Source organism: Kribbella monticola (assembly GCF_003261635.1).
GTDB classification, from domain to species: Bacteria; Actinomycetota; Actinomycetes; order Propionibacteriales; family Kribbellaceae; genus Kribbella; species Kribbella monticola.
Genome location: NZ_QFXK01000039.1, coordinates 301,850 through 323,494 on the forward strand (window position 1 = coordinate 301,850; position 21,645 = coordinate 323,494).

Here is a 21,645-nt window from a genome sequence, read left to right on the forward strand (position 1 = left end):
CGCAGTTCCCAACTGCTTTAGAGCACTCCCGGCTGACCGGGCAAGTGTGCGTATCCGACGAGAGGAATCCCCATGGCCGAATCGCCTGCGGCAGTAGGCAATCGACCGAACCGGGCCGTGCTGCTCACGGTCACCTGCCTGGGCCAGTTCATGGTGCTGCTCGACAACACGATCGTTGGAGCAGCGCTGCCCGACATGCAGCGCCGGTTGCAGATCCAGTTGACAGGTCTGCAGTGGATCGTCGACGCGTACGTGCTGCTGGTCGCCATGCTGCTGCTGTCCGGCGGTGTTTTCGCCGACCGGTTCGGTCGCAAGCGGGTGTATCTGGCGGGTGCGGTGGTGTTTACCGCGGCATCGGTGCTGTGCAGCCTCGCGCCCTCGGCCGGATGGCTGATCGGCGGCCGGGTCCTGCAGGGCATCGGGGCCTCGGCACTGAGCCCTGCCTCGCTGGCCCTGCTCGCCGCCGCCTATCCCGTACCTCAGGAACGCATCAAGGCGATCGGCCTCTGGGCCGGGTTCAGCGGCATCGGTCTGGTCGCCGGACCAGTGGCCGGCGGCGTGTTGACGGATGCCTTCGGCTGGCCCGCCATCTTCCTGGTCAACCTGCCCATCGGGGTGATCCTGCTGCTGGTCGGCCTGCGGCACCTGGAAGAGTCCCGCAATCCGAGCGCCCCTGCGATCGACATCCCGGGCACGGCACTGTCCATCCTGGCTGTGGGAGCACTGACCTACGGCCTGATCGAGGGTGGCGCTCGCGGCTGGACCTCGCCGATCATCCTGGCCAGCTTCGCCGCCGCGGCGATCCTCTTCGCCGGCTTCGTCACCGTCGAAGCGCGTCGCTCATCACCGATGCTGCCGCTCCGGCTGTTCCGGCAGCGGCTGTTCACTGTGTCCAACACGGCGATGGTCGTGGTGGGGTTCGCGCTGATGGGCTCGTCGTTCTTCTTCTCTCAGTACTTCGTGTACGTCCAAGGCAGCTCGATTCTCCGGGCCGGCCTGCAGACCCTGCCCACCTCCGTCGCCATGGTGATCGTCAGTCCGTTCGCGGGCCGGCTCGCCGCCCGGTACGGCTTCCGGATCGTGGTCAGCATCGGCCTCGCCCTGGCCGGAGCGGGGCTGCTCGCGCTGGGCATGGTGCACGCCGACACGGGCTACGCGAACGTCTGGTGGCGGCTGGCCATCGTCGGAATCGGCTTCGCCCTGACCATGTCCCCCCTGACAGGCGCCGCCATCCAAGCTGTCAGCCCACAAGAAGGCGGCCTCGCCTCCGGCATCAGCAGCACCACCCGCCAGATCGGCGCTGTACTAGGCGTCGCAATACTCGGAGCCATCGTCCGCACCCGCCAATCGAACGGCGCCTCCTTCGCGACCGGCCTCAATACCGCCTTCATCGCTGCCGGCGCCGTCACTTTGACTACGGCCGTCTTCACCGCCCTCTGGCTAGCGAGATCTGAGCCCGTGGACTGCTCAACGGTCACCCCAGCGACCGAACTCTCCACGAACAGCCGCTGACCACGATCCCCACCATGGAATGATGCCGCGGCACCGGAGACCCACGCGGCCTCCCCTCCCCCCGCCCCCTCACAAAAGCAACCGGTGAATGGTCTCAGTACTTCGTTCAGCCAGCTGCTGGAGCGCCTTCGTCGGTGAACTGCTCGGCCCCGGTGTGGCGCGCCGAGGGCGCTCCCGTGGTTCGGGAGCGCCCAACGGCGGTTGTGGTTCAGCGGGCGGCTGGGGTGTTGGCGGTGGTGACGTTTACGGCTGCCCAGGCTTTGTTGACTGTCTGGTACTCCGTGCTGGTGGCGCCGTACAGATCGGCGGCGGCCTGGAGGGTGGCGACGCGGGCGTCGTGGAAGTCGGTCGTGGAGACCATGTACCGCGTCAGGGCCCGGTAGAAGATCGCGGTGGCCTTGGTGCGGCCGACGCCGGCGACCACGGATCCGTCGTACGTCGGCGAGTAGTAGTTCACGCCACCGATCGTCTTCGCGCCGCTGCCTTCCGCGAGCAAGTAGTAAGCGTGTGAGGAGATGCCGGAGCCGGCGTGCACCTCGGTGTCGTACGCCGCCTTCGACCAGTAGTCGACGGTGCCCTCGAGCTTGTCGAGCGAGGGATGGTCCAGCCGGCGCAGGAACTTCTGTGCCAGGCCGAGTTGCTCGCCGACCAGGTAGTTCGGCGGAATGTTCGGGTTGTTGGTGGCGAACTCGGTGCTCGAGCCGAAGATGTCCGCGAGCGACTCGTTGAGGGCGCCCGGCTCGCCGAACTGGCTGCCCTGCCAGTCGATACGGGTGGGCTCGAGGGCGGCGGTCGCGGCGACCACGCCGTGGCTGAGCTCGTGACCGGTCACGTCGAGCACGACCAGCGGCTTGGTGAAGGTTGCGCCGTCACCGTCGCCGTACAGCATGCAGTCGCAGTCCGGGTCCCAGTACGCGTTGCCGAGGTTCTGGCTGTAGTGGACGAGCGCGTGTGCGCCGGCGCCGTCGTTCTTGATGCCGTTGCGGCCAAAGGTGTTCTTGTAGAAGTCGAAGGTCTTCGTGATGCCGTACTGCGCGTCGACAGCGGGCTTGGTGAGATCGCTGAGGCCCCACTTGTTGGTGGTGGAGGTGAAGCTGCTGCCCGCGGAGAAGTCGTTGGTGTCGGTGTTGCGTGCGGTACGGGTTTGGGTGTTGCCGCGGGTCGAGTCCTTCAGGAGATACGAGGTCGCGGCGGTCTGAACGGTGTTGAGCGGAACGACGCCCGCGAACAGCGACGTACCGGAGCCGACCGCGGCCGCCGGGTAGGTGACCGCCGTCGCGGCAGCGGCGAGGGGCGACGAGGAGCGGTCAGCGGTGGCGATGCCCGACGTCGGGGTGGCCGGGGCGCCGAGCTTGCGCAGCTTGTCCTGCACCTGCGGGGTGATGAAGGAGTCGTTGACGGCGGCGTTGCTGATCAGCGCGCCGCTCAGGGCATTGATGAGGACTTCGCGGACCGGCGATTCCTTGCTGCTGCTGTCCACGACCCGTACCTGGTAGGCGAGCGTGGAGCCCGACTCACCCGCGCTGAGAACGAGCTGTACGTCGGCTGCCGTGCCCTTTGCCGCGGCGGCGGCCTTCTTCTTCGCCTGGCCGGTTGTCAGCTTGGGGCTGACCGTGTCGGCTTTGAGAGCCTTCTTGTACGCGCGGGTCACGCCGATCCAGCCGGACTTGGCATCGAGGTGGACGATGAGGTCGCCGCGCAGTACGGGAAGTCCCTTGTGGGTACGGGTGAAACGGACATGCTGCTTGCCATCAGGGTCGATCAGCGCATCGACGGGCGTGAGCTTGTCGTACTTGCCCAGCCCAGTGGCCGCAGCGTGCGCGAGGGCCGCGTTCGTCGCCGCGGCGATGACGGCCTTGGAGGCGGCCACCGTCTGCTTGGACGGCGCGGAGTTCTCGAGGGGCCGCGCGGCGGCCGAGGAGGCCTGGGTGGCGAGGGCGTTGCCTGCGGTGGTCGCCGCCAGGGCTGCTACGGCAGCAGCCGCGATGGCCATGGACAGGCGACGCTGGTGGGGTCTGCGCATGTCGGTTCCTCACTGGGTCGGGCGGGGGCGGTGGCACGAACTGCCGGCGAAGGTGTTCGCTACCGAAATCGACACAAACCGCGCGGTTCAGTTCGAAGTGGCGACTGGATGAACAACCACGGATCTGCGTGAGAAAAGATTTGCACCATCTCCCGCCCCAGAGACATCCCATTGGGGTATAACTTCCGCCCACGCCGGCCGCGATCCACCGACTGCCGCCTTGGTGCTCTCGGCAACGATGCCGTTGCGGTCCCCGGGGGATGTCGTAAATCGGCGCTGCCGATCTCCGCCAGCGGCAGCTCTTCCGCTGGTCATGGGCCGTGCTCAAACTCGGACCACCCGAACGCCGACGCGGCCGACACGACCCGGACGCAACCGGCGTACACAGGTCGGCCGATCGTCGACCCCGCCCCCCAAGGAGTAGTTGTGAAACGACCCAGAACCAGTCTGATCGCCACCGGCGGTCTTCTCGCCGCTGGGCTGGTGATGACGCCTTTCTTCGCCGCCCACGCCGACCAGACGTCTCCCGGCGCCGTCGCCCACGACCCGCACTCCTTGGCGGCCGACGAGCAGGCGCACGCGCCGGCGAGTGCCACCGCGCTCGGCCTGGCATCGGGCGAGAAGCTGACTGTCAAAGCGGTCATCGAGGATGCGGACGGCGGCACGCACGTGCGGTACCAGCGCACGCTCGACGGGCTGCGCGTCATCGGTGGCGATCTGGTCACCCACAAGGACGCGAAGGGCGCTGTCAGCGGCGTCACCTACAACCTCGGCCGCAAGAACATCACCCCCGCGTCGCGGACTCCGAAGATCTCCAAGGCGGCGGCACAGGCCAAGGGTCTCGCCGCGGCGCAGGCGACCAAGGACGAGACGACCGCCCGCAACGAGTTGGTCGTCCTCGTCACCGATAAGGGCCCGAAGCTGGCGTACGACGTTCTGACCACCGGCATCCGTGCCAACCAGGTTCCGACTCGGCTGCACACCTACGTCGACGCCGGCACGGGCGCCGTACTCCTGACCGACGACGAGATCAAGACCGGTACCGGCGACGGCATCTTCGTCGGCAACGTCACCATCAACACCAGCGCCAAGTCAGGCGGCGGTTTCGAGATGCGGGACGCGCTCGGCCACACTGCCACCGACGTGCACAACCAGGGCGACCCGAACACGGGTGAGGGCCCGGCCGGTGACATCTTCACCGACGCTGACGACAAGTGGGGAACCGGAGCGCAGTCCGACCGCGCGTCCGCCGCCGTCGACGCGCTCTACGGCGCGCAGAAGACGTTCGACTACTACAAGACCCAGCTCGGCCGGAACGGAATCTGGAACGACGGCCGCGGGGCCCCTTCCCGCGTGCACTTCGCCAACGCGATGGTGAACGCGTTCTGGGACGGCACGCAGATGTCGTACGGCGACGGCGCGAACAACGCTGCTCCGCTCACCGAGCTGGACGTCGCCGGGCACGAGATGAGCCATGGCGTCACCGAGAACACCGCAGGACTCGTGTACAGCGGTGAGGCCGGCGGACTCAACGAGGCGACCTCCGACATCTTCGGTACGGCGATCGAGTTCTACGTGAACAACCCCAACGACGTACCGGACTACTTCATCGGTGAAGAGATCAACATCCACGGCAACGGCTCGCCGCTGCGCTACATGGACAAGCCGAGCAAGGACGGCGCGTCGAAGGACTGCTGGTCCTCGACGCTCGGCTCGCTGGATCCGCACTACTCCTCCGGCCCGCTCAACCACTGGTACTACCTGCTCTCCGAGGGCTCGGGCGCCAAGACCGTCAACGGGGTCAGCTACAACTCGCCCACCTGTTCCGGTGCCGCGGCCGTGACCGGCATCGGTCACGCGAAGGCCGAGAAGATCTGGTACCGCACGCTGTCGACCTACCTGACGTCGTCGAGCAAGTACTCCAACGCCCGGACCGGCGCGATCAAGTCCGCCAAGGATCTCTACGGCCAGGGCTCGGCAGAGTGCCAGGCGGTCGAGAAGGCGTTCACCGCCATCGCCGTCGCTGCGACGACCGAGACGTGCGGCACGAGCAACCCGGACCCCGGCTCCCCGACGGTCACCAACCCCGGCGCGCAGACGAGCACGGTAGGGACCGCTGACACGCTGCAGCTCGCAGCGACGGGCGGCACCACGCCGTACTCATGGTCGGCGACCGGTCTCCCCGCAGGTCTCACGGTCAACGCCTCGACGGGTCTGGTGTCCGGTACCCCGACCACCGCGGCCACCTCGACGGTGACGGCGACGGTCACTGACGCCGCGGGCAAGACGGCCAACGTCTCCTTCTCGTGGGTCGTCTCCGGCGGTGGCGGCGGTGGCGCCTGCAACGGCGCGCTCAACTACAGCGGCACTCTCACCGCGGGCGGCAGCAAGACGTTTGCCGCTTTCAGCGACAGCGACGCGGGCCAGCTCAAGGTCTGCCTGGACGGGCCGACCGGCAGCGACTTCGATGTCTACCTGCAGAAGCAGTCCGGATTGTCCTGGGTGACAGTTGCCCAAGGCATCAGCCCGAACCCGGACGAGTCGTTCACCTACAACAACACGGCAGGCACCTACCGCCTCGTGGTGAAGGCCGACTCCGGATCGGGTGCGTTCACGGCTTCCGTGTCGGAGTGATCGCAGAACTGGCAGAACGAGTTCGGGCGCGACGCGTCTGAGCAGTGGGCACCTCCTCGAGCGCTTCGGGCTCGGGGAGGTGCTGCTGTGCCGACTCAGATCCAGCCCCGCCGGCTCGCCTGAATCGCCAACTGGAATCGGCTGTGAGCGCCGAGCACCTCTTCGAGACGAGCGATCCGCCGGCCGACCGTGCGAGCGCTCACGCCCAGGTCGCGGGCGATCGCCTCATCGGTGAGACCGGCTGCCAGGTAGGACAGCAGCTGCTGCTCGTCCGAACCCGGACCACCCAACGCGTCGACCACCTGGGACTCCGGTGACAGCGGCACGCCCATCTGCCAGAAGACCTCGAAGAGGCCGGCCAAGGAGTCGAGCAGACCGGACTCGTGGACGATGACGAGTGACCGCCGTGCCCCTTTCTGGCCCGGAACCGACATCAGCGCACGCTTGTCGTCGAACAGCATGAGGTTGAGCGGCACCTGGGCGAAGACGCGCGCCTGTTCGCCGACTGCAATGCACTGATGAACTGCGGCAAGCCCTTCGAAGTCCTCCAGTACCGAGACGCCGTAGAGCCCGCGTGCGCGTACGCCACGTTCCATGGCCTCGAAGAATCCGACCGCCACGCCGGGTCGCGGGATCTCCATCCCGGTCCGGACCTTCCGCGGCGAGACAGGGCCGATGCACAAACCGTCGACGGTCTGGGCTGTGTCATCCATCAGCTTGGCCTCGGCTGCCGCGCACCGCGCCTCGTCGGTGATGACCTCCACAAAACTCGAGCGGTCGCCGGCTTCGCTCCAGATGTGAGCAAAAACCGACGCGAGCTGACGAGTGGCGTCAGCAGCCTTCGCATGCTCAGCCGCCACCTGCTCCAACGGAATCCGCGGAGCGACCGCCTCTATCCCCTCGTCACTCACTTCGAGCAGTCCGATGGCAGCCAGCACCTCCACCTCGTCCGCAGCAGCGGTGCAGTCCAAACCGGCACGCTCGGCCAGGACCTCCAGGCTCGCCCTCCCGCCCTCGACGGCCGCACGGTACAGCGGCTCCGCGACACCCGACAGAACAGGCGCTGAGGGCAATTTCATCCCGCCGTCTTACCACTTCCCCACCCACAGCGCGAGCACCCCGAACCCCATAGAGCTCACCTTGCGGTCATGACTCGAGGCGGGAACGACAAAACCCCCAGTCGAGGAAACTGACCTCTGACCTGGGGGTTCTTGTGGAGCCGCCTGTCGGAATCGAACCGACGACCTTCTCATTACGAGTGAGACGCTCTGCCGACTGAGCTAAGGCGGCGTGGCCCGGGGGCCGATGCAAGAGTGTAGCGGGAGGGCGGGGGGATTCCGAATCGGATAGGGCGGGGGCGATCAGGGGCGGGGGTGGTGACGCGCTGTAGTTGCGTGTGAGGGGCGGGTGCGCAATGGGGCGGGGGCGGTGCTTGGGGGTTCTGTTGGCGGGTTGGGTGTGCCAGAGTCCGTAGACAGCCGGGGGGATCAGGGCCGTGCTGAGGGGCGGGGACAATGAAGAAGCTTGTGGTGGTTGTCGGAGTGGTCGTTGCCGCGTTGGTGGCGGGTCTGCAGGGTGGGGCTGCGGTCGCTTCGCCGATTTCGCAGGACTACGTGGTGTCGCCGAACCCGTCGGATCTGACGCCGCGGGTTCAGGAGGGTGCGGTCTACAAGATGCTGCAGCTGGGCGGCATCATGTTCGCCGGCGGCGAGTTCAGCTCGGTGAAGCCGTACAACAACTCCGGCACCATCGCCCGGAGCCGGCTGTTCGGTTTCAACCCGGTCACCGGCGGTCTGACGGGGTTCCACGCCACCTTCAACGCCGCGGTCTGGGCGATGGCCACCGACGGCAGGTCGCTGTGGGTCGGCGGGTACTTCAACAACGTCAACGGTGTCGCCCGCACCGGCGTGGTCAAGATGGACCCGTACACCGGCGCCGTCGACACCGCCTTCAACGCGCAGCTGACCGGTTCGGTCACGGACATGGCGCTGGTGAAGGGCCGCCTCATCCTCGGCGGCGCCTTCGGCAAGAAGCTGATGGCAGTCAATCCCGCCACCGGCGCCGACACCGGCTACATCAAGCTCGCCATCACCGGAGCACCCGGTGGCACGAACGCCGGCCAGACCAAGGTGTTCCGCTTCGCGGTGAACCCGGCCGGCACCCGGCTGGCGATCGTCGGCACCTTCACCTCGGTCGGCGGCCAGCTCCGGCGGCAAGCCGCCTTGATCACCCTCGGCACGTATGGGGCCTGGACGAGCACCTGGTACTCGACGCTGTTCGACAAGCCCTGCTGGAGCGAGACGCCGACGTACACCCGTGATGTCGACTTCTCGTACGACGGCACGTTCTTCGTCATCGTCACGACCGGCGGCACGTCCCCCAACAACAGAGACCTGATCTGCGACGCCGCGACCCGGTGGAACACGAACGACGCCCGTACGACGTACCCGGTCTGGGTGAACTACACCGGCGGCGACACCCTGCTTTCGGTGCAGGTCACCCGCGCAGCCGTCTACGTGCAGGGGCACCAGCGCTGGATGAACAACCCGGGTGGCAACAACACCGCCGGTCCCGGCGCGGTATCGCGGCCCGGCATCGCAGCACTCAACCCACACAGCGGCCTCGCCTACTCGTGGAACCCGACCAAGGACCGCGGCATCGGTGGGTACGACCTGCTGCTCACCTCGACCGGTCTGTGGGTCGGCTCGGACACCACCCATATCGGCGGCGAAGTGCACGAGCGACTCGCCTTCCTGCCACTTCCGTGACGGCGTGAATTTGCCGGGCGGCGCGCGGGAACAATTCCGCCGAGAAATGCATTGACTCCGAGTGTGTCGTCGGGTGAAACTTATGCCCGCAAGGTCAACCAGAGCTGATAGGAGAAGGTCGTGTTCGGGAAGCGGAACGTAGGGCGGGAGTGGCGGGAGCAGTACGCCGTCGCGCCGACGTGCCTGCGATCCCTGCCCAGTCACGCCTCGACCTCCTTGCGCGATGCCGAGTTCAGCCCGACCTCCGGCGGCCCACCTGTCTGATCTGATCGCAGATCACAGGAGCCGCCCGAGTCGGGATACCGACCCGAGGCGGCTCTTTCTTTTTGCCCCGAACTATGCCACACCGTCGTCGGTGCGCAATGGCTGCCGGCCGGATTCCAAACCCGCGCCGCGAGGGTTCGATTCCCTCCACCGATGCTTTTGTCGACGCTTACGAGCGGCGAATTGCAGAATTGACAACTGGATATGCCATTGCAATTCCCCGGGGCCTCCAAGGGCACCCGGGGAGAGCGAGCTGTGGGCCAGCGGCCAGGCCACCTCATTTGGGATGAGGGGATCGGGAGTTCGAATCTCCCCAGCTCGACCAGGCGCCCGCAGCAAGCTCAGCTACCGGCCGAGCGGGCGCCCCAAACGTGCCCTGCGCCGGAAATCCGCAACCCATCCGGCGCAGGGCGCAACGCAACGAACGCCCGTGGCTCAATCGGAGAGAGCACCTGCCTACGAAGCAGGAGGTTGCAGGTTCGAGTCCTGCCGGGCGTGCTGTGGCCGCCCCTGCGCGGCGTAGTACGGGACACCGAGCCGCACCGGGAGAGCCGTCCCGGCTGTGAAGCGTCGGGCACACTGGATGAGAGGAGGAACCAGCATGAGCGGTGTCATAGTGCTCAACGCCTCGTACGAGCCGCTGCACGTGGTGTCGATCCCGCATGCCATCCGGATGCTCGTCCGGGAAGTGGCGGTCGTCGAAGAGGCGCACGACGGCGCCAGCATCGGCCCGTTCCCCCTCCCCCGCGTACTACGGCTGGTGCGCTACGTGGTGACGAAGTGGCGCTACGCCACTGGGCGACTGCAGTACACCCGAGTCGGCGTACTGAAGCGTGACAAGTACCGCTGCGCCTACTGCGGCCGTACTGGCGCCACCACGATGGATCACGTCGTACCACGGTCCCGTGGCGGGCGCGGCGAGTGGCTGAACGCAGTAGCGGCCCATGCCTCATGCAACGAGAAGAAGGGCTCACGCACGCCAGAGGAAGCCGGTATGCCGCTGTTGTGGCAGCCGTGGATTCCGACGCGTGCCGAGTTAGCACTCTGACCCGGCGCCCCCAGGTGTCGCGTCAGAGCGATGCCAGGTGGGCGACGGCGTCCCATCCTCGGTTCTGACCCGAGGCCTCGCAGGTTCGAGCCCTGCCCTGGCAGCTCTGTACCGCGGCACGCCAGGCCGCAAACCAGCCAAAGGAGTGGGGAGATGAACGTTCAGTACCCCGTCGAGTTGAGCGGGGCCAAGAGCTCCACTCTGATGTGGGCTCAGGAGCACGAGGTGGGCGCGCAGGCCCTTCAGCAGTTGCGGAACATTGCAGCGCTGCCGTGGGTGCACGGCGTCCGGGTGATGCCGGACGTGCATCTCGGCAAGGGCGCGACGGTGGGTTCGGTGATCGCGATGTACCAGGCTGTCTCGCCGGCCGCTGTCGGGGTCGACATCGGCTGTGGGATGGAGGGTGTGCTCACGTCGCTGACCGCGTCGGATCTGCCGGACGACCTCAGCGGGATCCGGTCGCGGATCGAGGCCGCCGTGCCGGTCGGCTTCCGGGCGCACGAGAACGCGGTGAGTGTCCGCAAGCTCGGGCTGGATCGCGGCTGGGACCGGTTCTGGGGAGCGTTCTCGAGCCTGCACGACGGCGTCCAGGACCGGGAGAAGAAGGCGCAGCAGCAGATGGGTTCGCTGGGTGGTGGCAACCACTTCATCGAGGTCTGCCTGGACGACGACGACCGGGTCTGGCTGATGCTGCACTCGGGTTCGCGCAACATCGGCAAGGAACTGGCCGAGCGGCACATGCGGATCGCGAAGGCCCTTCCGCACAACGCCGATCTGCCGGACCGCGACCTCGCGGTGTTCTTGTCCGGTACGCCGGAGATGGACGCGTACCGGCGCGACCTCACCTGGGCGCAGGAGTACGCATCGCGGAACCGCGCGGTCATGCTCGCCCTGGTGATGCAGGCGGTGCGCGAGTCGTTCGAGCAGGAGATCACGTTCGAGCAGCCGATCTCGTGCCACCACAACTACGTGGCGGAGGAGACCATCGACGACCTCGACCTGCTCGTCACCCGCAAGGGCGCGATCCGGGCCGGCAAGGGCGATCTCGGGCTGATCCCGGGCTCGATGGGCACCGGCTCGTACGTCGTCCGTGGGCTCGGCTCGGAGCAGTCGTTCTACTCGGCCTCGCACGGGGCAGGCCGGCGGATGAGCCGCAACGAGGCGAAGCGCCGCTACACGGTCGACGACCTGATCGCCCAGACCGCCGGCGTGGAGTCCCGCAAGGACGCCGGTGTGCTCGACGAACTGCCCGCGGCGTACAAGGACATCGAGTCGGTCATCGCGGCTCAGTCCGACCTGGTCGAGGTCGTTGCCCACCTCAAGCAGGTCGTCTGCGTCAAGGGCTGACACCCCGTACTACGGACCGCCGCGCTCAGGGGACGCGACGGTCCGCAGACCCAACCGCCGGAGACACCGGTGGCATCGAATAGCCCGGTCGCCGGAGGGACGGCGGCCGGGCCGTTGGTGAGGTCCGCCTGATGGCAAAGGCAGCGGTTTGCTAAACCGTCGACCGGCCATCGACCGGTCCGCGAGTTCGAATCTCGCCCTCACCGCGTTAGACGATTCAAGGCCGACGACAAAGTGGGTCGAACCCTTGCGGTCATCCGCATGCACCCGAGGGCTCATGGGCTGCGTACATGACGTCAGATTCTGTTGAGAAGCTCTGCCTTCTTGGTCTCGAACTCTTGATCAGTGAGCACGCCAGCGTTGCGTAGCTCTCCAAGCTTCGCAAGTTGCTCGTAGATGTCCGGCTTGAAATCCTCAGTCACCGGCGAAGATACCTGCTGAGATTCGAGACCGGACTGCGGACTCTCGGTAAGCTTGGCACGAAGGGCATCTGTGATGGCCTTGCCATCAGCCTTCTGTACGTTGGTTATTTCCGCTTTGTTGCCGGCAGCAAAGACAATGATCTTGCCCAGGAGCATCCCCGACGACCACTGCACCGAACTGATCTTTACCAGCGGAAAATCCTCAGAGGTCTTCGACATCAGACCGTCCTTGAGGAAGAACAGCCGCCGGTCTGTCAGAACGACGATGCCAGTGCCAGCGCCGTACGTGCCACTGGTGATCATGGCGACCCGTTCCCCCTCCCAGAGGTGCTCGGGCAGCTTCTTGATTTCTCGCCTGCTGCCAACCTTCGAACTCATCTTTGCCATGGCAGCTTGAATGTCCGCACGCAGTTCGTCACCCATGCTACGGAGCGTAAACCTAGATCCGTCGGACAGCTACCGCTCGGCTCCGTCCGAGCCTCAATCGGAGAATCATCGCGGCACGATCTTCCCTACCGCTACGCAAGTCTTGGCGAACGACGCGTTGGGGCATCGCCTCTCCTCAGCTCCGGAGGCTGACTCGTCGGCTGCAACTATGTTGACGCTCCATGGAGCAGCTGCCACACTCGCTTAGCTGGATTGAGCCCGGTAACCCGGGTGCTGGCAGTGGCGCTACTTGTTCTTGCAGTCATTTTTTGCCTTGTTTCGAACGCACTCCTTCGGCGCTCTATGCAATGTGAAGGTACCGAGCGAAAGGAGGTCGCCATGACCGTTAAGCAGAAGTTCTACGCCATTGGCTCCGCCACTGCGTCGATCATCAGCGGCCTTCTAACGAATGTCGCGGCTGCCGCCGCAGTGCCAGGCTGAGTCCAGCAGCCTATTGTTGAAGTCCACATCGCTACACAGATCAGTTGCTGTCAAGGACACCACAGCGGTCCTAGCCGGAATCGAGCTCAGCTCTACCCGGTGTTCGCTTACCTATGAGATGGAGCGCTGACAGCGGGTCCGCTTCCTAGACCCATCAACCGGCCATCGACCGGTCCGCGAGTTCGAGTCTCGCCTTCACCGCGGAGTAACAGCAAGCCTCGTTGGCCTAGTGGCTCAGGGCACCCGGTTGTCAGCCGGGGGATCGCCGGTTCGAATCCGGTACGAGGCGCGGAACGAGTAGGCCCCGTTGGTCTAGTGGGTAGGACGTCCGGTACTCAGCCGGGAGATCGCCGGTTCGAATCCGGTACGGGGTACGCAGGGCGCAGTGGACGAACGGGAAGAGTCGCCGCGCTTTCACCGCGGAGTTTACGGGTTCGAGTCCCGTCTGCGCTGCAAGTACTACCTATGAGCAGGAGCGCCACCGTGGGAGAGGTGGGATGGGTTGTAACCCCGTCGTCTCGGCTGAGCAGGTTCGAATCCTGTCTCCTGCACTCCAACCATCAAGTAGTAAGAGAGGAGGACCGGCCGTGGCCGATCTCAGAAACAAGCGCAGGAAGATTCCTGGCGGTAGGACCGGTGCTCCGGTTCAGCAAGGGCATGCCTTGCGGCGGGTGCAGCTCGCCTGTGGGCATGTGCAGCGCGATCGGATCGCGCACGTGGGCGATCACGTGTGGTGCGAGTCCGACTGCTCCGACTGGGTCCGCGTGATCACGGTCGAGGAGTGACCAACACCCCGGTGCCGCAAAGCGCCCGGGGTGGAAGCTCCCTGGTGACGGATGCACGCCTGGCCCTCCGAAGGCCGGGTTCCTGGTTCGACTCCAGGCAGGGAGACTCAGAGGAACAGCTTGTCCGGGTTGAGGAGGCCGGCGGGGTCGAAGACCGACTTGAGTTGGCGTTGCAGGCGCAGGCCGACCGGGCCGAGTTCCTGGGCCAGCCACTGGGACTTGAGTTTGCCGATGCCGTGTTCGCCGGTGATCGTGCCGCCCAACGACAACCCGAGCTGCATCACCGCACCGAAAGCCTCCAGAGCGCGAGCCTCGGCCGCGGGATCGTCGCGATCGAAGACGACGGTGGGATGCATGTTTCCGTCACCTACATGCCCAGGGCAATAAATCTGTACGCCGTACTTCGCGCCGATCTCCCCGACGCCGTTGAGCAGCGCGACCAGCTTGCTGCGCGGTACGGCGATGTCGTCCACCAGCGTCACGCCACGCAACTCCAGTGCGGGGTTCACCAGCCGACGTGCCTCCAGCAACAGACGCGACTCCTCCGCATCGGAGGCCTCGGCGACCTCGACAGCCCCGAAAGCCGTGCAAATACGGGCGATCTCGGCAACATCGGCAGCCGCTCGCGGACCACGGTCGGACTGCGCGATCAGCAGTGACCCGACGTCAGCAGGCAAGCCCATGTCCCGATAGTCCTGGATCGCCCGAGCCGTCAGCCCGTCCAGGAACTCCAGCAACGAAGGTCGCAAACCAGACGCCATCACCGCGGCCGCCGCAGCTATCCCGTCCTCGATCGACAAGAACGTGGCAGCCGCCGTCAACGCAGCCTCGGGGGCGGGACGCAACGCCAGAGTCGCCTCGGTGACCACGCCCAGGGTCCCCTCGGAGCCGACGATCAGCCGGGTCACGTCGTACCCAGCCACACCTTTCACCGATCGCCGCCCGGTGCGGATCACCTCGCCAGAGGCGAGAACCACCTCGAGCGCCCGCACGAAGTCGCCCGTCACGCCGTACTTCACGCAGCACAACCCACCCGCGTTCGTGGCGATGTTTCCGCCGATCGTGGACATCTCCCACGACGACGGATCCGGCGGATAGAACAGCCCCTTCTCGAGCACGGCGGCAGACAACACAGAGTTCACCACTCCGGGCTGAACCACGGCGACCTGATCCTCGACCGAGATCTCCAGGATCCGATCGAGCCGCGAGGTCGACAGCAACACACACCCGTCCAGCGCATTCGCCGCCCCCGACAACCCGGTCCGGGCGCCCTGCGTCACCACCGGTACGCCGTACTCCGTGCACGCCCGCAGCACCTCCTGCACCTCGGCGGTGGACGAAGGCCGGACGAGCACGAGCGGCACACCCGCAGTACAGAACGAGGCATGATCGTTGCGATGGCTGTCCAGTACGTCGGGGTCGGTGACGACCGCCTTCTCTCCGAGAGAGGAGGTCAGCCTCGCGATCAGGCTCATTCCTCCTCCTGTTCCGCGAGCAATCGAAGGACCAACTCGGCCCGGCGGACGCGCTCCCGCCCGAGCGCCTCGGCGGTCGCGGCCAGGTGTGCGCCGGCCGGATAGATGTTCGGCGCGTTCCGCAGCCCCATCTTCAGATAGACCGGCGCCGCCACCCGCACCACGTCCGGTACGTCGTAGAACCGCACGTGCCCGCCTTGATCATCAGGAACCTCGATATACATGTCGATCGGCACGGTCGTCATCGCCCGGATCTCCGCCAGCACGCTGATCGGCAGATCGGTCGAGACGTTGAGACTGGTCGCTCCGAGCCGCTCGTACAGCGCGGCGGTCGATGCGTTTGGCAACGGCATCAGCACCGACGTCTTCAGCACGAGGTCGGCCGGTAGCTCGCCTTCCTTCTTCAGCAGACCGAGCAGTTCCAGTACGCCGAGGTCGCCGACGAGCAGACTCCGCACCCCGAGCTCGACGGCCCGATACGCATCACACAGCGACGCGGCAACCATGTCGTTGCCGCGAGCAACACCGCCGACGGCGGCCGAGACCTTGGCCTGGCCGCCGATGTCCCAGGCGCCGCGCGGACCCAGGAACAGGCAGACCTCCACGTCGTGGTCGGCACCGAGCGTGAGCATCTCGTCGATCTCGCTGTCGGTCAGCATCATCACGCCGCTGCCCTGCGAGACCCGGTGCACGGTGACGCCACGTGCGCCCGCCTCGTCCAGCACGGTCCGCATCACCCCCGGACCTTCACAGCTCGGTATCTCCACCTTGTACTGCGTACCGTCGCCGAAGCGCCCCGTCGAGGAGAACTCGGGCGCCGGCGTGATCAGTCCCCGATCCGCCAGCAGGGCACGGGCCTCGCGCAGGTTCATCCCAGCTCCTGCCAGCCGGTGAGGCAGCCGGACGGATCGGTCAGATTCCGGGCGGTGCCGGCGATCTCCAGGTCGAACCGCTCCGCCACCTCGGTCAGCAGCGCCGGCGTGACCATCAACTCGTTCGGCGACAAGGTGTCGCGGATCCGGGCCAACCGCACCGAAGACCAGTCCCGCCGTCCGCTCATCGTGACGGCTGCCACCACCGCGGCCGCATCGTCCTCCAGCACCATCGGCAACCGCGACCGGCGCGCGCCACCGGCGCCGGACGTCAACGCGTTCACATAACTCGTCCGCAGATCGATCTGCTCCAGCAGCCGCGCGGGAATCACATCCGCCAGGCCGAGCCCGGACGCGTTCCCGTGCGATGCCTCCGACAACGAGTGCACACTGACCGCCGCGATCGACGGCGACTCGAACTCGGGGATCCCGTGCACCCAGCACCGCCCGAGCACGTTCGTATCCATCCCGGTGCCCGACTTGTCCTTGCCCATCTCGTCCACCACGAGCACATCCAGCTCGTCGAACGGCAACCGGCCCATCAAAGCCCCGGCCCGCTGCAACAAAGCAGTCTCCGCAGCGCCACCGATGCCCTCGGCAACCACCAGCTCCACCGCGGCCGTCCGCTCCAGTGTGTTCTCCAGAATCGCCAGCCCACCCAAGACCTTGCCCTGGGCAATCACCATCCGAGCCGCGGCCTCGATCGCACCACCCAGAGAGGGAATCCCGCCGGCGTGCAGAGCGGCCGCACCGGCGTGATTACCCAGCCCGATCGCGAGGATCTTCGCCAGCCCACTCTCCACCGGACCGTGGAAGTCGGTATGCGGCTTCACCCGGTTGACCAGCAGAACGCCGTCCGCCTTCGCCGCCAGCGCGTCGTGATGGATCGGCGTCCCGTCGTCCAAGGTGCCGACGACAACGGTCTCCATGGTCGCCTCGATCGGGCATCCCACCGACTCGGGCGTGACGCCGAGACCCGCCAGCATCTCCCGCTGCCCCTCGGCCGTCGCCCCACCGTGCGAACCCATCGCCGGTACGACGAACGGCTCAGCGCCGGCATCCCGGAGCCAGTCGACCGCTGCCCGAACCACGACGACCAGGTCATGGATGCCCCGACTCCCAGCGGTGACAGCGATCCGCGCACCGGGTCGCACCGCCGGAGCCAACGGCGCCAAGGCCGCCTGCGCAGCGGCGTACGGGTCCTGCTCGGTCGGGACGTCCGGGAGCAGTCGCCTGATCGGCGTGACCTGCGGGATCACGCCGTCAGGGCGGAGTCCCCGGATCGCCTCGAACGGACCCCAGGAGGTGGACATCAGTGACTCTGCCGGGCCACGGCCGAGCCACTGCGACCGACCAGGAAGTCGAGGTCGCAACCCTCGTTGGCCTGCGTGACGTGGTTGACGTAGAGCTTCGCCCAGCCTCGATCCGACGGCGCTGTCGCAGGCTGCCAGTCGGCACGCCGCTTGGCCAGCTCCTCCTCGGACACGTCGAGATGCAAGGTCCGCCCCGGCACGTCCAGCTCGATCCAGTCACCGGTGCGAACCAGCGCGAGCGGTCCACCGACGGCCGCCTCCGGAGCGACATGCAGCACCACGGTCCCGTACGCCGTACCGCTCATCCTCGCGTCGGAGATCCGCACCATGTCGTCGACACCCTGCTCGGCGAGTTTGCGCGGGATCGTCATATTGCCCACCTCGGGCATCCCCGGATAGCCGCGCGGTCCCGCGTTCTGCAGGACCAGCACGGTGTCCTCGTCGACATCGAGATCCATGTCGTCGACGGCCAGGTCGTACTCCTCGATGCTGCTGAACACCAACGCCTTACCGCGATGCTGCAACAACCGCTCGGACGCTGCGGACTGCTTGACGACAGCACCGTCGGGAGCGAGATTCCCTTTCAATACGGCGGTTCCCGCGCCGCTGCCGAGCGGATTCCCTACGGCCCTGATCACGTCGGTGTCGACGGTCCGCTCGGCGTTGGCGACGTTCTCGCCGATCGTCCGGCCGGTCACGGTGATCGCATCGGCCTTCAGCAGCGGCAGAATCTCCCGCAGTACGGCGGGCAGTCCACCGGCGTAGTAGAAGTCCTCCATCAGGTACTTGCCCGACGGCTGCAGGTCGACCAGCCACGGTACGCCGCGAGCCCACTCGTCCATGTCGTCGAGCGTGAGCTTCACGCCGACCCGGCCGGCGATCGCGAGCAGGTGGATGACTGCGTTGGTCGAACCACCGATCGCCGCGTTCGCGCGGACCGCGTTGGCGAAGGCGTCGCGGGTGAGGATGTCGCTGGGCTTGAGGTCCTCCTCGACCATCTGCACGATCCGCTGACCCGCCTGCTGGGCGATCGCGTACCGGCGAGAGTCGACCGCTGGGATCGCTGCTGAGCCGGTCAGTTGGAGACCGAGCGCCTCGGCCATACAAGCCATCGTGGACGCCGTGCCCATCGTCATACAGTGCCCGTTGCTGCGCGACATGCCGGACTCGGCGGCGGCGTAGTCCTCCTGCGTCATCCGGCCCGCGTTGACGTCCTGGGTGAACCGCCACACCGCCGTACCGGAGCCGATGTCGCAGCCGCGGAACTTGCCGTTGAGCATCGGGCCGCCGGTCACCACCAGGGTCGGCAGGTCGACGCTCGCGGCGCCCATGATGGACCCCGGCGTGGTCTTGTCGCAGCCGGTGAGCAGGACGGCACCGTCGATCGGGTTGCCCCGCAGGGATTCCTCGACGTCCATGCTGAGCAGGTTGCGGAACAGCATCGCGGTCGGCCGGAGCATCGTCTCGCCGAGCGACATCACCGGGAACTCGAGCGGGAAACCGCCGGCCTGCCAGACGCCGCGCTTCACCGACTCGGCCAAGCGGCGCAGGTGGGCGTTACAGGGCGTCAGTTCGGACCAGGTGTTGCAGATGCCGATCACCGGGCGCCCGTCGAACACCTCGTCCGAGAACCCCTGCGCCCGCATCCACGAGCGATGGATGAACCCGTTGCGGTCCTTCTCGCCGAACCAGTGGTCGAAACTGCGCCGCCCGGTGTGCGCCGCGGACCGATCAACCGGGATCGCCCTGCTCGGCGACTCCGTCGTCGGCCGCCCCGTCTTCTCCGGCGTCGGCTCACCTTCGGGGTCAGCAGGCAATTCGGAATGCGCGCCGTCCGAGCCGGCACCGGCGACCGACTGGTCGCGGTGCGCGAGCGGCGCATCGTTGTCGGCGAGCGGCTGGTCGTTGTCGGCGACCGGCGGCAGGCCGCCCTCGCCATCAGTGGGTCGGTCGCTCATCGAGACACCTCTCCTGTCGTCACGGTTCCGTTCACCCGGCGGCTGATCCCGGCCGGGTTCGCGTCACGCAGTACTGCGGGAAGCACCAGGTCGGGCGTGTCCTGGTAGGCCACGGGACGCTGGAAACGGCGCGCCGCCGTCACGCCGACGCTGGTGTGGATCGAGCCGACCGTCGACGGGAACGGACCACCATGGTGTTGCGCCCAACTGACGGCAACCCCGGTCGGCCACCCGTTCCAGAGCACCCGACCGGCCCTTGCCGTGAGCAACGGAAGTAGCTCGCGGGCCAGCTCGGCATCGGCAGCCTCTTCCGCGTGCAGGGTTGCGGTCAGGTTGCCCTCGAACGCCTCCACGGCCGCACGGAGTTCGTCCACCGACGAGTACTCGACCACGATCGACACCGGGCCGAAGCACTCTTCGAGGATCTCGTCACGCCGGGCCAGCAGTTCGGTCACCGTTGTCCCGAGCAACGTCGCGCCGCCGTCGCTCAGCACCCGCACGCCCTCGACCTTGCGCAGCCGGTCGAGACCGGACGAGAAGCCCTCCGCGATCCGGTCGTTCAGCATCTTCGCCTCGGCGACCGAACTCGTTGCCTCGATCAACTGGTCGTCGAGGCCGTGGCCGGCCGGCAGGAAGAGCAGGCCGGGCTTGGTGCAGAACTGGCCGACACCGAGCGTGAAGGATCCGACGTACCCGCCGGCAATCTCGTTGCCTCGGGCATCTACAGCCGCCTGGGTGACGAAGACGGGGTTGAGGCTGCCGAGTTCGCCGTAGAAGGGGATCGGCTCTGGCCTGGTCACCGCGATCTCGTGCAACGCCTTGCCGGCCGGGACGGATCCGGTGAAACCGGCGGCCGTGATCCGGGGATCCTTGAGCGCGGTGACACCCACGTCGTACCCCTGGATCAGGCCGAGGGTGCCGTCCGGAGCACCTGCGGCACGGAGCGCTTCGATCATGACCTCGGCAGTCCGGACGGACAGGTCAGGGTGGCCGGGGTGGGCCTTGACGATCACCGGGCATCCGGCCGCCAGCGCCGAGGCCGTGTCGCCTCCGCAGACACTGAAGGCGAAGGGGAAGTTGCTCGCGGCAAACACCAGCACCGGGCCGAGCGGAACGAGAACGCGGCGCAGGTCCGGCCGGGGTACCGGCTTTGCCTGCGGGTCCGCGGTGTCGATGACGACCTCGAGCAGCGAGCCCTCTTCCAGAACGTCGGCGAACATCCGGAGCTGACCACTGCTGCGGGCGACTTCGCCGCGCAACCTCGGCTCGGGCAGCGACGACTCGCGCATCGCGATCGGGACCAGCTCGTCGGCGGCGGCGTCCAGCGCGTCGGCGACGGCTCGGATCCACCCGGCCCGCGCGGCCGGTTCCGAGGCGGCCAGCGGCCTCGCGGCGTCGGCGGCGTCGGTCAGGGCCTGCTCGAGTTCGGCAGGGGTGGTGTCCGGGGTCATCGGGTCTCCTCCAAAGTCTCGGCTGCCAGGAAGGCGAAAGGTTCCCGGCCGACTGCCACCGTATTCGTCAACGTGCCGATCTCGCTGATCGCGATCTCCACCACGTCGCCCTGCTGGAGCGCGAAGTCGAGTTCAGGCACGATTCCGGTGCCGGTCGCGAGGATCACGCCGTCGGGGAACTCGTTCGGTACGAACAGCACGTCGATCAGGTCCTGCAACTCGCGGACCAGGTTCTTGGTGGACGTCGTCCCGGTGAACACCTCGGCGTCGCCGCGTCGGATCACCAGGTCGATGGTGAGGTCCTTCGGGTCGGCGACCTCCCAGACCGGCCGGATCCCGGCCGCCAGCGCACAGCCGCCGGCGAACACCTTCGCCTGCGGGATGTACAGCGGGTTCTCACCTTCGATCGACCGCGAGCTGACGTCGTTGCAGACGGTGAACCCGACGATCTCACCGCGACTGTTGGCGACGATCGCGAGTTCGGGCTCCGGTACGTCGTGACCCGAGTCCGCCCGGATTCCGATCGGGTCGCCGTCCGTGACGACCCGCCACGCGGGTGCCTTGGGGAACAACTCCGGCCGCGGTGCGGAGTACACCCGGTCGTACACGGACTGCTCGGTGCTCTCTTCCATCCGGGCACCGCGAGATCGCTCGTACGTGACGCCCGCACACCACACCTCGCCGTACCCGTCGAGCGGCGGCAGCAGCCGTACGCCGGCCAGCGGGACCTCGTCGCCGAGCTTCGCCACGGCGGCGCGGAGCTCCTCGACTCCCAGCCGGAGGAGCTCCGCCATCCCCGTGACACCGCGAACCGGTGCGACCGTGTCACCGGTTCGGACCCCGGCCTGGGGCGGTTGGCCTGGGAGCTGGAAACGGACCAGATGCATCAGGTTCTGCCTCTCACGA

General features: G+C 67.1%; 16 protein-coding genes and 8 tRNA genes. 14 read left to right on the top strand and 10 right to left on the bottom strand.

Annotation, left to right across the window (positions count from 1 at the left end; genetic code table 11):
* Positions 1 to 72 precede the first annotated feature (72 nt).
* Complete coding sequence (locus DIZ26_RS32845) at positions 73 to 1,512, top strand: MFS transporter (RefSeq protein ID WP_112248443.1); 1,440 nt, start codon at positions 73 to 75, stop codon at positions 1,510 to 1,512.
* A gap of 208 nt (positions 1,513 to 1,720) precedes the next feature.
* Here DIZ26_RS32845 and DIZ26_RS32850 read toward each other — a convergent pair whose 3' ends face one another.
* Positions 1,721 to 3,535: a M4 family metallopeptidase gene (locus tag DIZ26_RS32850; RefSeq protein ID WP_112248444.1), complete on the bottom strand. Its 1,815-nt coding sequence runs from the start codon at positions 3,533 to 3,535 to the stop codon at positions 1,721 to 1,723.
* Between the two features lie 426 nt (positions 3,536 to 3,961).
* On the opposite strand from DIZ26_RS32850, the gene DIZ26_RS32855 reads away from it, so the two are divergent.
* Complete coding sequence (locus tag DIZ26_RS32855) at positions 3,962 to 6,169, top strand: M4 family metallopeptidase (protein WP_112248445.1); 2,208 nt, start codon at positions 3,962 to 3,964, stop codon at positions 6,167 to 6,169.
* 95 nt (positions 6,170 to 6,264) lie between these two features.
* Here the strand turns inward: DIZ26_RS32855 and DIZ26_RS32860 are convergent, their stop codons facing one another.
* Positions 6,265 to 7,248: a helix-turn-helix transcriptional regulator gene (locus DIZ26_RS32860; protein ID WP_112248446.1), complete on the bottom strand. Its 984-nt coding sequence runs from the start codon at positions 7,246 to 7,248 to the stop codon at positions 6,265 to 6,267.
* Positions 7,249 to 7,383: 135 nt separating this feature from the next.
* A tRNA-Thr gene (locus DIZ26_RS32865) sits at positions 7,384 to 7,459 on the bottom strand.
* Positions 7,460 to 7,683: 224 nt separating this feature from the next.
* On the opposite strand from DIZ26_RS32865, the gene DIZ26_RS32870 reads away from it, so the two are divergent.
* From DIZ26_RS32870 to DIZ26_RS32895, 7 genes are all read left to right on the top strand, one after another.
* Positions 7,684 to 8,937: an NHL repeat-containing protein gene (locus DIZ26_RS32870; protein WP_112248447.1), complete on the top strand. Its 1,254-nt coding sequence runs from the start codon at positions 7,684 to 7,686 to the stop codon at positions 8,935 to 8,937.
* Positions 8,938 to 9,057: 120 nt separating this feature from the next.
* Complete coding sequence (locus DIZ26_RS37635; protein WP_157979882.1) at positions 9,058 to 9,201, top strand: hypothetical protein; 144 nt, start codon at positions 9,058 to 9,060, stop codon at positions 9,199 to 9,201.
* A gap of 249 nt (positions 9,202 to 9,450) precedes the next feature.
* A tRNA-Pro gene (locus DIZ26_RS32875) sits at positions 9,451 to 9,526 on the top strand.
* Between the two features lie 99 nt (positions 9,527 to 9,625).
* Positions 9,626 to 9,699: transfer RNA gene (locus DIZ26_RS32880), tRNA-Arg, on the top strand.
* 103 nt (positions 9,700 to 9,802) lie between these two features.
* On the top strand, positions 9,803 to 10,249 hold the full coding sequence (locus tag DIZ26_RS32885; RefSeq protein ID WP_112248448.1) for an HNH endonuclease: 447 nt from the start codon (positions 9,803 to 9,805) through the stop codon (positions 10,247 to 10,249).
* 153 nt (positions 10,250 to 10,402) lie between these two features.
* Entirely contained in the window at positions 10,403 to 11,596 is a 1,194-nt protein-coding gene (locus DIZ26_RS32890; protein ID WP_112248449.1) for an RtcB family protein, read from the top strand.
* A gap of 116 nt (positions 11,597 to 11,712) precedes the next feature.
* Positions 11,713 to 11,802: transfer RNA gene (locus DIZ26_RS32895), tRNA-Ser, on the top strand.
* Between the two features lie 90 nt (positions 11,803 to 11,892).
* Here the strand turns inward: DIZ26_RS32895 and DIZ26_RS32900 are convergent.
* A complete protein-coding gene (locus DIZ26_RS32900) occupies positions 11,893 to 12,441 on the bottom strand; it encodes a PH domain-containing protein (protein WP_198676398.1) in 549 nt (182 codons plus the stop codon).
* Between the two features lie 659 nt (positions 12,442 to 13,100).
* Between DIZ26_RS32900 and DIZ26_RS32905 the strand changes: the two genes are divergently transcribed.
* The 5 genes from DIZ26_RS32905 (at position 13,101) to DIZ26_RS32920 (ending at position 13,670) form a co-directional block, all read left to right on the top strand.
* Positions 13,101 to 13,174, top strand: a tRNA-Asp gene (locus tag DIZ26_RS32905).
* A 12-nt stretch (positions 13,175 to 13,186) separates the two neighbouring features.
* A tRNA-Glu gene (locus DIZ26_RS32910) sits at positions 13,187 to 13,259 on the top strand.
* Between the two features lie 5 nt (positions 13,260 to 13,264).
* A tRNA-Glu gene (locus tag DIZ26_RS32915) sits at positions 13,265 to 13,338 on the top strand.
* A gap of 16 nt (positions 13,339 to 13,354) precedes the next feature.
* A tRNA-Tyr gene (locus tag DIZ26_RS37640) sits at positions 13,355 to 13,436 on the top strand.
* Positions 13,437 to 13,472: 36 nt separating this feature from the next.
* A complete protein-coding gene (locus DIZ26_RS32920) occupies positions 13,473 to 13,670 on the top strand; it encodes a hypothetical protein (protein WP_112248450.1) in 198 nt (65 codons plus the stop codon).
* A gap of 107 nt (positions 13,671 to 13,777) precedes the next feature.
* On the opposite strand, the gene DIZ26_RS32925 is transcribed toward DIZ26_RS32920, so the two are convergent.
* The 6 genes from DIZ26_RS32925 to DIZ26_RS32950 are packed head-to-tail and all read right to left on the bottom strand — an operon-like array spanning position 13,778 to position 21,626.
* Positions 13,778 to 15,145, bottom strand: coding sequence for an FAD-binding oxidoreductase (locus DIZ26_RS32925; protein ID WP_112248451.1), 1,368 nt, complete (start codon positions 15,143 to 15,145; stop codon positions 13,778 to 13,780).
* Positions 15,142 to 16,017 (bottom strand): U32 family peptidase, encoded by an 876-nt coding sequence (locus DIZ26_RS32930; protein ID WP_112248452.1) that lies wholly within the window; start codon positions 16,015 to 16,017, stop codon positions 15,142 to 15,144. The genes DIZ26_RS32925 and DIZ26_RS32930 overlap by 4 nt, the downstream gene beginning before the upstream one ends.
* Positions 16,014 to 17,330, bottom strand: a complete 1,317-nt coding sequence (locus DIZ26_RS32935; RefSeq protein ID WP_112248453.1) for a nickel pincer cofactor-dependent isomerase, group 22 — start codon at positions 17,328 to 17,330, stop codon at positions 16,014 to 16,016. The genes DIZ26_RS32930 and DIZ26_RS32935 overlap by 4 nt, the downstream gene beginning before the upstream one ends.
* Entirely contained in the window at positions 17,330 to 19,288 is a 1,959-nt protein-coding gene (locus DIZ26_RS32940) for an IlvD/Edd family dehydratase (RefSeq protein ID WP_232828768.1), read from the bottom strand. Before DIZ26_RS32940 ends, DIZ26_RS32935 begins: the two co-directional genes overlap by 1 nt.
* A complete protein-coding gene (locus tag DIZ26_RS32945) occupies positions 19,285 to 20,739 on the bottom strand; it encodes an aldehyde dehydrogenase (NADP(+)) (protein WP_112248454.1) in 1,455 nt (484 codons plus the stop codon). Before DIZ26_RS32945 ends, DIZ26_RS32940 begins: the two co-directional genes overlap by 4 nt.
* Entirely contained in the window at positions 20,736 to 21,626 is an 891-nt protein-coding gene (locus tag DIZ26_RS32950; RefSeq protein ID WP_112248455.1) for a fumarylacetoacetate hydrolase family protein, read from the bottom strand. The genes DIZ26_RS32945 and DIZ26_RS32950 overlap by 4 nt, the downstream gene beginning before the upstream one ends.
* Between the last annotated feature and the right edge of the window lie 19 nt (positions 21,627 to 21,645).

Bases quoted from the DNA above. Each gene is read 5' to 3' on its own strand.
- DIZ26_RS32845 (WP_112248443.1), top strand. From the start codon at position 73: ATGGCCGAATCGCCTGCGGCAGTAGGCAATCGACCGAACCGGGCCGTG.
- DIZ26_RS32850 (WP_112248444.1), bottom strand. From the start codon at position 3,535: ATGCGCAGACCCCACCAGCGTCGCCTGTCCATGGCCATCGCGGCTGCT.
- DIZ26_RS32860 (WP_112248446.1), bottom strand. From the start codon at position 7,248: ATGAAATTGCCCTCAGCGCCTGTTCTGTCGGGTGTCGCGGAGCCGCTG.
- DIZ26_RS32870 (WP_112248447.1), top strand. From the start codon at position 7,684: ATGAAGAAGCTTGTGGTGGTTGTCGGAGTGGTCGTTGCCGCGTTGGTG.
- DIZ26_RS32885 (WP_112248448.1), top strand. From the start codon at position 9,803: ATGAGCGGTGTCATAGTGCTCAACGCCTCGTACGAGCCGCTGCACGTG.
- DIZ26_RS32890 (WP_112248449.1), top strand. From the start codon at position 10,403: ATGAACGTTCAGTACCCCGTCGAGTTGAGCGGGGCCAAGAGCTCCACT.
- DIZ26_RS32900 (WP_198676398.1), bottom strand. From the start codon at position 12,441: ATGGGTGACGAACTGCGTGCGGACATTCAAGCTGCCATGGCAAAGATG.
- DIZ26_RS32925 (WP_112248451.1), bottom strand. From the start codon at position 15,145: ATGAGCCTGATCGCGAGGCTGACCTCCTCTCTCGGAGAGAAGGCGGTC.
- DIZ26_RS32930 (WP_112248452.1), bottom strand. From the start codon at position 16,017: ATGAACCTGCGCGAGGCCCGTGCCCTGCTGGCGGATCGGGGACTGATC.
- DIZ26_RS32935 (WP_112248453.1), bottom strand. From the start codon at position 17,330: ATGTCCACCTCCTGGGGTCCGTTCGAGGCGATCCGGGGACTCCGCCCT.
- DIZ26_RS32940 (WP_232828768.1), bottom strand. From the start codon at position 19,288: ATGAGCGACCGACCCACTGATGGCGAGGGCGGCCTGCCGCCGGTCGCC.
- DIZ26_RS32945 (WP_112248454.1), bottom strand. From the start codon at position 20,739: ATGACCCCGGACACCACCCCTGCCGAACTCGAGCAGGCCCTGACCGAC.
- DIZ26_RS32950 (WP_112248455.1), bottom strand. From the start codon at position 21,626: ATGCATCTGGTCCGTTTCCAGCTCCCAGGCCAACCGCCCCAGGCCGGG.